Here is a 9,390-nt window from a genome sequence, read left to right as displayed (position 1 = left end):
CCGGCGGGGCGTGGATGGGCCGGCGCGACGCGCGTCACCGGGTCAACGAGTTGTTCGCGAGCACCGTCCGGCCGTCGCCCGCCGGCGGGCCCGCACGACGAGCAGCAACACGACCACCACGAGTACGGCAAGCACCGCCACCAGGTACGTCACCAGCGCGTCCAACCGACTCCCTCCCCAGGTTCGTCGGCGCGAACGGTAACAACCTTCGACACCATCGGGACCCGTACCGTGACCGACAGCTCAACTACCGATGGCACCGGCGGCGTCGTCCTGGGTGGGTTACTCAGGCTGCGGCGAGCCGCCGGCTGGCGTACGTGCCCAGCGTTTCGCGGTCCATCACGCAGCCGACGAAGGTGGTGAACTCGCTCGGATCGTCCCGCAGCGACGTCCAGGTCGCGCGGGCGGCGGCCGGGTCGACGCGCTCCAGCAGAGTGGCCGCGTACGCCCGGCCGGCGGGTGTGCCGTCGGCCAGCACCCGGTCGAGCTGGCGGCGCACCTCCTCGGGGTGGTCGTCGAGAGCGGCCGAGACCCGCTCGTACGCCTCCGTCACCGGCAGCAGCGTGCCGGCGATGCCAACTCCCCCGAAGGCGAGCGTGTCAGCCGCCACCAACTCATCGACGGCCGCACCAAGTTCCCGCTCCCATGTCTTCCTACCAATCCCAAACATGCCCCAACCCTTTCCCCATCCACCCCCGCCCCACCCTGTTGATCAAGAGGTTTGCGTCATGAGAAGACGCGAATCTGACGCAAACCTCTTGATCACCGCGTTAGGGGGTGCGGTTAGGCGGGGGTTACCGACAGGGTTCCGGTTTCTGTTTCGCGGTCTACCTTGACCGTTTCGCCGTCGCGGATCTGGCCGGACAGGAGCGCCTTCGCCAACTGGTCTCCGATTGCGGTCTGAACCAGGCGGCGCAGCGGGCGGGCGCCGTAGATCGGGTCGTAGCCGTGCTCGGCCAGCCAGTCCCGGGCGGCGTCGGTGATCTCCAGGCCCAGCCTGCGGTCGGCCAACCGCCGCCGCATCCGGTCCAGCTGGATGTCGACGATGGAGCGCAGGTCGTCCCCACGCAGCGAGGCGAAGACCACGATGTCGTCCAGCCGGTTGAGGAACTCCGGCTTGAAGTGCGACCGGACCACCGCCAGGACACCCTCCCGGCGCTGCTCGTCGGCGAGCGTCAGGTCGCTGATCACCGACGACCCTAGGTTGGAGGTGAGGATCAGGATGGCGTTGCGGAAGTCCACCGTGCGGCCCTGACCGTCGGTGAGCCGGCCGTCGTCGAGCACCTGGAGCAGCACGTCGAAGACGTCCGGGTGGGCCTTCTCCACCTCGTCCAGCAGCACCACCGAGTACGGCCGTCGACGCACCGCCTCGGTGAGCTGACCGCCCTCGTTGTAGCCGACGTAGCCGGGCGGCGCACCCACCAGGCGGGCGACCGAGTGCTTCTCGCCGTACTCGCTCATGTCGATGCGGACCATGGCCCGCTCGTCGTCGAAGAGGAACTCGGCCAGGGCCTTGGCCAGCTCCGTCTTGCCGACGCCGGTGGGGCCGAGGAACAGGAAGCTGCCGGTCGGGCGGTCAGGGTCGGCGATACCGGCTCGGGCCCGGCGTACCGCGTCGGAGACCGCGCCGACCGCTTCGGCCTGGCCGACCACCCGGCCGCCAAGCGACTCCTCCATCCGCAGCAGCTTGGCCGTCTCACCCTCCAGCAGGCGGCCGGCGGGGATGCCGGTCCAGGAGGCGACCACCGCGGCGATGTCGTCCGCGCCGACCTCCTCCTTGAGCATCGCGCCATCGGCCTGGAGCTGGGCCAGCTCCTCCTCGGCCTGCTTCAGCTCGACCTTCAGCGCGGGAATCCGGCCGTAGCGCAGCTCGGCGGCGCGTTCCAACTCGCCGTCCCGCTCGGCCCGTTCGGCCTCACCGCCGAGGCGCTCCAACTCCTCCTTGGCGGTGGAGAGCTTGGTGATGTGGCTCTTCTCCGTCTGCCAGCGCTCGGAGAGCACGGTGAGCTGCTCGCGCTTGTCGGCCAGCTCCTTGCGCAGCCGCTCCAACCGCTCGGCGGAGGCGGCGTCCGGCTCCTTGGCCAGAGCCATCTCCTCGATCTCCAACCGGCGGACCGCCCGCTCGATCTCGTCCACCTCGACCGGCCGGGAGTCGATCTCCATCCGGAGTCGGGACGCGGACTCGTCGACCAGGTCGATCGCCTTGTCCGGCAGGAACCGGTCGGTGATGTACCGGTCGGAGAGGGTGGCGGCGGCGACCAGCGCGGCGTCGGTGATCCGTACGCCGTGGTGCACCTCGTAGCGCTCCTTGAGCCCACGCAGGATGCCGATGGTGTCCTCGATGGTCGGCTCGCCGACCAGCACCGGCTGGAACCGGCGCTCCAGCGCCGGGTCCTTCTCGATGTGCTCGCGGTACTCGTCAAGCGTGGTGGCGCCGACCATCCGCAGCTCACCACGCGCCAGCATCGGCTTGAGCATGTTGCCGGCGTCCATCGAGCCTTCGCCCTTGCCGGCGCCGACGACGGTGTGCAGCTCGTCGAGGAAGGTGATGACCTGCCCGTTGGAGTTCTTGATCTCCTCCAGGACGGACTTCAACCGCTCCTCGAACTGGCCGCGGTACTGCGCGCCGGCGACCATCGCGCCGAGGTCCAGCGAGATCAGCTTCTTGTCGCGGAGCGACTCGGGCACGTCGCCGGTGACGATGCGCTGGGCCAGGCCCTCCACGATCGCGGTCTTGCCGACGCCGGGCTCGCCGATCAGCACCGGGTTGTTCTTGGTACGCCGGGAGAGCACCTGGATGACCCGACGGATCTCGGAATCCCGCCCGATGACCGGGTCGATCTTGCCGTCCCGGGCGCTGGCGGTGAGGTCGACGCCGTACTTGGTCAGGGCCTGATAGGTCTGCTCCGGGTCGGCGGTGGTGACCCGACGGTCCCCACCGCGAACGGTCGGGAAGGCGGCGACCAGGGCCTCCTCGGTGGCGCCGACGGTCTTCAGCGCGCCGGACACCGCCCCGCCCACCCGGGCCAGGCCGGCGAGCAGGTGCTCGGTGGAGGTGTACTCGTCGCCCAGCGGCCGGGCGATCTGCTCGGCGGCGCCGATGGCGTTGACGAACTCCCGCGCCAACGTGGGCTCGGCGATGCTGGAGCCGCGGGCGGCCGGCAGGTTGTCGACCGCGCGCTGGGCGGCCTGGCGCAGCTCGGTCGGGTCGGCCCCGACGGCGCGCAGCAGACCGGTGGCGGTCGAACCGTCGGTGTCCAGGAGTGACAGGAGCAGGTGCCAGGGCTCCACGGTGGCGTGACCACGCTGGTTGGCCAGCGCGACGGCGCCCGTGATCGTCTCGCGGCTCTTGGTGGTGAGTTTTTCGGTGTTCATGGGCTCCCCCGGATCGGCGTTGTCCATTGGGTTGGACACAACCAGAGTTGAGCGTATTCCGCTCAACCTTAACGCGTGACGGCCATCACTGCCGGCGCCGCCACCGCCAGTCGAACTCGCCGGCCGCCGGGGGCGGGCCGGGCAGCGGGTCCGCGTCCGGCACCGACGACAGACCGGCCAGCAGGACCGCGAGTTGCCGGCGGCGCAGTTGGCGGGTCCGCTCCGGATCGGGTACGCGGACTGCGGCGCACGCCTCCAGCAGCAACCCCAGATCGTGTACGACCGCGTCGGGGCGCAACCGCCCGCTGGCGTGGGCCCGGTCGACCAGAGCGGTGGCCAACTCATTGGCGCGCATCGCGTCCCGACCCATCTCCTCGGTCGGGGTGAAGGTGCCGGCCAGGTGGACGGTGAGCGAGTGCACGTCGGCGTCGACCACCCGGCCCAGGAAACCGGTGAACGCAGCCCAGCCGTCGGGCTCGGCGAGGGCGGTCTCGGCCTCCTCGACGTACCGGCGCAGCCCGTCGTGGCAGAGCTGGCGGAGCAGGTCCTCCTTGCCCGCGTACCGCCGATAGAGCGCGCTGATACCGACGCCGGCGCGGTCGGCGACGGCGGCGATCGGGGCCTTCGGGTCGTCGAGGAAGACGGCGCGGGCGGCTTCGAGGATGACCTCGTCGTTGCGGGCGGCCTGGGCGCGGCGACCGCCCAACGCCTTGCCGGAAGTCGGTGACATGCACTCAGTCTACCAATGGAACGGATCGTTCCGCTCTGCTAGCGGGCGCCGGGCCCGGTCCGAGGGGCGCTGTCTGTCCAAGATCTGCGCACTGTTCATGAAGCGGTAGCCTTGGCGGGTGCGAGTACGTGTCGAGCAGACCGCCTTACCCGGGATCGGGGTACGTCACGATCTGGTGACGGAGTCCGGACGCCGCCTGGGCGTCGTCTCCCACCGCAATGGCCGCCGTGATCTCGTCCTCTACGATCCCGACGACCCCGACGCCTGCCAGGCGGACATTCCGCTGACCGACGACGAGGCCGAGGCTCTGGCCGACATCCTCGGCGCGTCGCTGATGCTCGGCCAGCTCTCCGGGCTCCGCGAGCAGGCCGCCGGTCTACTCACCGAGCAGATCGCCATCACGGCCGGATCGCCGTACGTCAACCGGAAGCTCGGCGACACCAAGGCGCGTACCCGCACCAGCGCCTCCATCGTGGCAGTGCTGCGCGAAGGCGAAGTGATCGTTTCGCCACTCCCCTCCTTCCGCTTCGCGGCCGGCGACGTGGTGGTCGTCGTCGGGACCCGTAGAGGTCTCGACGGCGTGTCCGCCATCCTCGCCGACAGTGACCCGGACGGCTGAGGCGGATGCACGATTTCACCACGCTGCTCATCGAAGTCGGTGCGCTGCTGCTGCTGCTCGGGCTCCTCAGCCGGCTCAGCCGGCGGTTCGGCCTCTCTCCCATTCCCCTCTACCTGCTCGCCGGGCTCGCGTTCGGGCACGGCGGGCTGCTGCCGCTGGACGCCAGCGAGGAGTTCTTCGCAGTCGGCGCCGAGATCGGCGTCATCCTTCTGCTGGTGATGCTCGGCCTGGAGTACTCGGCGAACGAACTCGTCGGCAACCTGCGCTCGGCGGCACCGGCAGGGCTGATCGACGGCGTCCTCAACGCGCTACCCGGCGCGGGGTTCGCCCTGCTGCTCGGCTGGGACTGGGTCGCCGCCCTGGTCCTCGGCGGCATCACCTGGGTCTCCTCCTCCGGGGTGATCGCCAAGGTCCTCGCCGACCTGGGCCGGCTCGGTAACCGGGAAACCCCGGTGATCCTCTCGGTCCTCGTGATCGAGGACCTGGCGATGGCCCTCTACCTGCCGCTCGTCACCGCCGTCCTGGCCGGCACCGGCCTGCTCGGCGGCGGAATCGCGCTCACCGTCGCGGTGGGCACGGTGCTGATCGTGCTGGTGGTCGCCATCCGGTACGGCCACCTGATCTCGTCCGCTCTGTCGGCGAAGGACCCGGAGGCACTGCTTCTCGGCGTACTCGGTCTGACGTTGCTGATCGCGGGCCTCGCCGCGTCGCTCCAGGTGTCGGCGGCGGTCGGCGCGTTCCTGGTCGGCATCGCCCTGTCCGGCCCGGTGGCGCACCACGCCACCGAGCTGCTGTCGCCGTTGCGGGACCTGTTCGCCGCGGTGTTCTTCGTCTTCTTCGGCCTGACCACCGACCCGCAGGACATTCCGCCGGTGCTGCTGCCGGCGCTCGCGTTGGCCGTGGTCACCATGGCGACGAAGACGCTCACCGGCTACCTCGCCGCCCGTCGGGTCGGCATCGCGGAACCCGGTCGATGGCGGGCCGGCCTGGCACTCGTACCCCGAGGTGAGTTCTCCATCGTCATCGCCGGGCTCGCGGTGGCCGCCGGGAGCGTCGAGCCGCGGTTGGCGGCGCTGGCCGCGACGTACGTCCTGATCACCGTGGTGACCGGGCCGATACTGGCCCGGCTGCCGGACTTCCCGTGGTTCAAGCGGTGGCTGCGCACGCGCGCGGCGGCGCAGCGGCGGGAGCCAACCCCGGTCGTCGACTCACTGCACTGAGTTCCACCTGAACGCGGCGGCCGCGTGGGTCGCGCCCTCGCGGAGGTAGAAGCGGTGCGCCTCGGTTCGCCCGAGGCCGGACTCCAGGAAGACGTAGTCGGCTCCCTGCTCGTGCGCCCACGCCCTGGCCGCCGCCAGGAGGCGGGAGCCGACGCCGCGGGAGCGCCACCCGGGGTGCACGGCGAGATCTTCGATGGAAGCCCGACGGCCGAAGCGCACCGAGAGGATGTCCAGGTAGACGCTGGCCACGCCGACCAACTGATTTTCCTGCGATCGAGCTTCGAAGAGCGCGACGTTTCCGTGGGCGAGTACCTGCGCGGTGCGCTCGACGGCGCGGTCGTGATCCCAATCCACGGGACGGCTACCGGGAGGGGCGAAAAGCCATTCCAGCCCCATGACGAACTCGGCCTCGGCGCCTCGCTGGAACCGTCGAACCTGGACTGTCATAGGAGCATCATCGGCCGCGCTGTCGATGCAATGGACCCGCCCACGGCAACGGTTGCTGAATTGCTCCCCACGGGGACTACCGCAGCAACCCGTTGCGGGTTACCGTTTCGCCCCAGCAGCCAGGGTCCGTAGGCAGCGTTGCCAAACGCGGGCGAGAGCGGAAGGTTGGCCGGTGAGCGTGCAGGAATCGACGTTCCACGGCTTCGCCAACCCCGTCGATCCGACTCCGGCGGAGTTGCGAGCTTGGGCGTACAAGCCCGATTCGGTGCCGTTGGCTTCGATGCCACCCGACTGGGACCTGCTGGTCTCCGGCGACCGACTGGTGTTGACGCTCTTCGAGTTGGCGATGGATCCAACCTGCCCGGCCCGGCGTTTCGCGCTGCACTGCCTCTACATCTACGCGGCGGACGGCATCCGGACGAACTTCCGTGCCCACCCCAAGCGCCGCTTCCGCAAGCTCGTCGAGCAGGCCGAGCGTGACGGCGACGAGCTGATGAAGATCTGGGCGCACAACGGCCGGGTGCTGTTGGCCCGACCGGATCTCTTCATCTACCGGGACTGGTGCGAGGGCGGCCTGGTCCGGGAGAACCGCCGCCTCGGCTGAGACGCCAGGTGGCACCCGCGCCCAGCGGCGACCGAGTGTCGTTGCTGTATGCGGCCCTTTGGAGCTGATGTCGTAAACGATTCACGCCCGGCCCCGCCCAGGATCGGTCCGCCCGGGCCGGCCAAGGCAGAATTGTGGCGTGATGTCGTAAACGATTCAACTCGAAAGGATCTGCGCGTCGGCCGGCCACCCACTCCGAGCCGAAGGCGCCGTCACCGCGCCCCGACCCGCACCCAGTAACCGCGAACGGGCCGGGACCCCCGGCACGGCGTCCCAGCGCCCCGGCCCGCACTCGATGACGGCGAACGGGCCGGGACCCCCCGTGAGTCCCGGCCCGCACGTCGGTCACCGGTCAGTCCTGCTTGCGTTCCGTCTCGGCTCGACCTTGTTCGCCGGCGTGGTCGCCGTCTTCGGCGAACCGGCCTCCGACGATCCGGTCCCGGTAGGTCCCCTCAGTCACCTTGTCGAACTTCTTGCGGACAGTCTCGGCCAGATTCTCCAACCGGTCTTCCGTCTGCTGGGCCACCTTCTTCGCCGGCTGCGCCATCGCTCCCCCTCGCCATGCCGGTAGGTCCGGATTGAGAAGATTGGACCCTTATCGACAGGCTAACCGAAGCAGCCCGGACCGCGCCGGGGAATCCAGCGTGGTCCGGGCCGGGAAGACCGATCCGGGTGAGCGGCAGGTCAGCGATCGGGCGTGCGACGGGGGCGCCACACCACCAGGGCGGTGGACGTGCGGTTGGTCGGCACCAGATCCCGGCCCGGGAAGCGGGCCAGCGACTCCAGCTCCGCCACCCGGCGGTACGCCGCGTCCAACTCCGCCTCCAGCCGGGCCACCCGCTGCTGCGCCTGCTCCAGCAGCCGCTCCAGCCCGATGATCCGCTTGACGCCGGCCAGGTTGATCCCGTCGTCCTGGCTGAGCCGCTGCACCTCGCGCAGCAGCACCACGTCGCGGACGCTGTAGCGGCGCCCGCCACCAGCCGCCCGACCCGGCTGCACCAGCCCCAGCCGGTCGTACTGGCGCAGGGTCTGTGGGTGCATTCCCGCCATCCGCGCCGCAACCGAGATCATCAGCACCTTGGCCTCGTAGGCAGGGTCGCCCGAACCGAGGAACTCGCCCGACATCCCGCTCACCTCCGCGTCCATTCCACCGGACTAACTGACTCGACGCACCCGTGCGTCGAGATGTTCTCTGGCCGCCGGCGGGGTCTGCTCGGCGAACGACTCCAGCGCCGTACGCGCCTCGTCCGACAACCGGGCCGGCACCACCACGTCCAGGGTGACCAGCAGGTCACCGGCCTGCCCGTCGCGGCGGGCCACCCCCTTGCCCCGGGCCCGCAGCACCCGCCCGCTGGGCGTCCCCGGCGGAACCCGCAGGGTCACCGCGCCGTCGAGCGTGGGCACCTTCAGGTCCGTGCCGAGCACGGCCTCCGCGAAGGTGACCGGCACGGTCAGCGTCAGGTCGTCTCCGGTACGCCCAAACAGCTCATCCGGCCGAACCTTGACGTGCACGAAGAGGTCGCCGGCCGGGCCACCGCGCTCGCCCGGCTCACCGCGCCCGGCCAGCCGGATGCGTTGCCCGTCGGCCACGCCGGCCGGGAAACGCACGTTCATGGTGCGGGTCTTGGTGACACCACCGCTGCCGTGGCACTCCGGGCACTTCTCCTCGACCACGGTGCCGACGCCCTGGCAGTTGCGGCACGGCTCGGAGAAGCTGAACGACCCCTGGTTGCGGGTGGTCACGCCGGCACCGTGGCAGACCGGGCAGGTACGCGGCTGGGTGCCGGGCTTGGCACCGTTGCCATGGCAGGTGTCACAGACTCCCGGCGCGCGCAGCGTCAGGGGCAGCGTCACCCCGCGCACCGCGTCGCCGAAGTCCAGCGCCACCTCGGTCTCCACGTCCCGACCACGGGCCGGGCCGCGTGGCGCGGCCTGCCCACCGGCCTGACCTCCGGTGAAGATCGAGCTGAACAGGTCCTGGAAGCCGGCGCCTCCGAAGCGACGATCGCCGCCTCCACCGCCGCCGAACATGTCGGAGACGTCGAACGGCATGCCGCCCGGCTGGCCCCCACCCTGGGCGTTGCGCCGGAACGCGCCCGAGCCGAACAGCGAACGCATCTCGTCGTACTCGCGACGGCGGCCGGTGTCCGACAGCACGTTGTACGCCTCGGACGCGGCCTTGAACCGCTCCTCGGCCTTCGGGTCGCCCGGGTTGTGGTCCGGGTGCGACTCCCGGGCCACCTTGCGGTACGCCTTCTTGATGTCATCCGCGGAGGCGGCCTTGTCCACGCCGAGCACGGCGTAGAAGTCCTTCTCGATCCAGTCCTTCGAACTCACCGGTCCACCTCCTTCCGACCCTGGTGGCCCGGTCGTCCCGCCCACCGCTGCGCGGTGG

The 9,390-nt window shown here is 70.4% G+C and carries 11 protein-coding genes; 3 read left to right on the top strand and 8 right to left on the bottom strand.

Annotated features, from left to right (window positions below; all coding sequences use genetic code 11):
• Positions 1-42 precede the first annotated feature (42 nt).
• From ABZU52_RS30615 to ABZU52_RS30600, 4 genes are all read right to left on the bottom strand, one after another.
• Positions 43-165 carry a hypothetical protein gene (locus ABZU52_RS30615; protein WP_354974411.1) on the bottom strand — a complete coding sequence of 41 codons (123 nt, stop codon included), beginning with the start codon at positions 163-165 and terminating at the stop codon, positions 43-45.
• A 121-nt stretch (positions 166-286) separates the two neighbouring features.
• Positions 287-670: a hypothetical protein gene (locus ABZU52_RS30610; protein ID WP_354974410.1), complete on the bottom strand. Its 384-nt coding sequence runs from the start codon at positions 668-670 to the stop codon at positions 287-289.
• A gap of 113 nt (positions 671-783) precedes the next feature.
• Positions 784-3,375: an ATP-dependent chaperone ClpB gene (clpB, locus tag ABZU52_RS30605; protein WP_354974409.1), complete on the bottom strand. Its 2,592-nt coding sequence runs from the start codon at positions 3,373-3,375 to the stop codon at positions 784-786.
• Between the two features lie 85 nt (positions 3,376-3,460).
• Complete coding sequence (locus tag ABZU52_RS30600) at positions 3,461-4,105, bottom strand: helix-turn-helix domain-containing protein (protein WP_354974408.1); 645 nt, start codon at positions 4,103-4,105, stop codon at positions 3,461-3,463.
• A gap of 118 nt (positions 4,106-4,223) precedes the next feature.
• On the opposite strand from ABZU52_RS30600, the gene ABZU52_RS30595 reads away from it, so the two are divergent.
• Positions 4,224-4,724, top strand: coding sequence for a TrkA C-terminal domain-containing protein (locus ABZU52_RS30595; protein ID WP_124815967.1), 501 nt, complete (start codon positions 4,224-4,226; stop codon positions 4,722-4,724).
• A gap of 5 nt (positions 4,725-4,729) precedes the next feature.
• Positions 4,730-5,944 carry a cation:proton antiporter gene (locus ABZU52_RS30590; protein ID WP_196928859.1) on the top strand — a complete coding sequence of 405 codons (1,215 nt, stop codon included), beginning with the start codon at positions 4,730-4,732 and terminating at the stop codon, positions 5,942-5,944.
• Here the strand turns inward: ABZU52_RS30590 and ABZU52_RS30585 are convergent.
• Complete coding sequence (locus ABZU52_RS30585) at positions 5,933-6,391, bottom strand: GNAT family N-acetyltransferase (protein ID WP_354974407.1); 459 nt, start codon at positions 6,389-6,391, stop codon at positions 5,933-5,935. The two genes, ABZU52_RS30590 and ABZU52_RS30585, sit on opposite strands and share 12 nt — an antisense overlap.
• A 172-nt stretch (positions 6,392-6,563) precedes the next feature.
• Here ABZU52_RS30585 and ABZU52_RS30580 point away from each other — a divergent pair, with 172 nt between their 5' ends.
• On the top strand, positions 6,564-6,995 hold the full coding sequence (locus ABZU52_RS30580; protein WP_238677596.1) for a hypothetical protein: 432 nt from the start codon (positions 6,564-6,566) through the stop codon (positions 6,993-6,995).
• Between the two features lie 352 nt (positions 6,996-7,347).
• Here the strand turns inward: ABZU52_RS30580 and ABZU52_RS30575 are convergent, their stop codons facing one another.
• From ABZU52_RS30575 to dnaJ, 3 genes are all read right to left on the bottom strand, one after another.
• On the bottom strand, positions 7,348-7,542 hold the full coding sequence (locus ABZU52_RS30575; RefSeq protein ID WP_354974406.1) for a hypothetical protein: 195 nt from the start codon (positions 7,540-7,542) through the stop codon (positions 7,348-7,350).
• Between the two features lie 137 nt (positions 7,543-7,679).
• Positions 7,680-8,120, bottom strand: coding sequence for a helix-turn-helix transcriptional regulator (locus ABZU52_RS30570; RefSeq protein WP_030332087.1), 441 nt, complete (start codon positions 8,118-8,120; stop codon positions 7,680-7,682).
• 30 nt (positions 8,121-8,150) lie between these two features.
• Entirely contained in the window at positions 8,151-9,332 is a 1,182-nt protein-coding gene (gene dnaJ, locus ABZU52_RS30565) for a molecular chaperone DnaJ (protein ID WP_354974405.1), read from the bottom strand.
• Positions 9,333-9,390 lie beyond the last annotated feature (58 nt).

It is taken from the genome of Micromonospora sp. NPDC005220, assembly GCF_040607895.1.
Taxonomy (GTDB): domain Bacteria; phylum Actinomycetota; class Actinomycetes; order Mycobacteriales; family Micromonosporaceae; genus Micromonospora.
The sequence above is the reverse complement of the archived record's forward strand: the minus strand, read 5'-3'. Positions and strand labels throughout refer to the sequence as shown.

Bases quoted from the DNA above. Each gene is read 5' to 3' on its own strand.
- ABZU52_RS30610 (WP_354974410.1), bottom strand. From the start codon at position 670: ATGTTTGGGATTGGTAGGAAGACATGGGAGCGGGAACTTGGTGCGGCC.
- clpB (WP_354974409.1), bottom strand. From the start codon at position 3,375: ATGAACACCGAAAAACTCACCACCAAGAGCCGCGAGACGATCACGGGC.
- ABZU52_RS30600 (WP_354974408.1), bottom strand. From the start codon at position 4,105: ATGTCACCGACTTCCGGCAAGGCGTTGGGCGGTCGCCGCGCCCAGGCC.
- ABZU52_RS30590 (WP_196928859.1), top strand. From the start codon at position 4,730: ATGCACGATTTCACCACGCTGCTCATCGAAGTCGGTGCGCTGCTGCTG.
- ABZU52_RS30585 (WP_354974407.1), bottom strand. From the start codon at position 6,391: ATGACAGTCCAGGTTCGACGGTTCCAGCGAGGCGCCGAGGCCGAGTTC.
- ABZU52_RS30575 (WP_354974406.1), bottom strand. From the start codon at position 7,542: ATGGCGCAGCCGGCGAAGAAGGTGGCCCAGCAGACGGAAGACCGGTTG.
- ABZU52_RS30570 (WP_030332087.1), bottom strand. From the start codon at position 8,120: ATGTCGGGCGAGTTCCTCGGTTCGGGCGACCCTGCCTACGAGGCCAAG.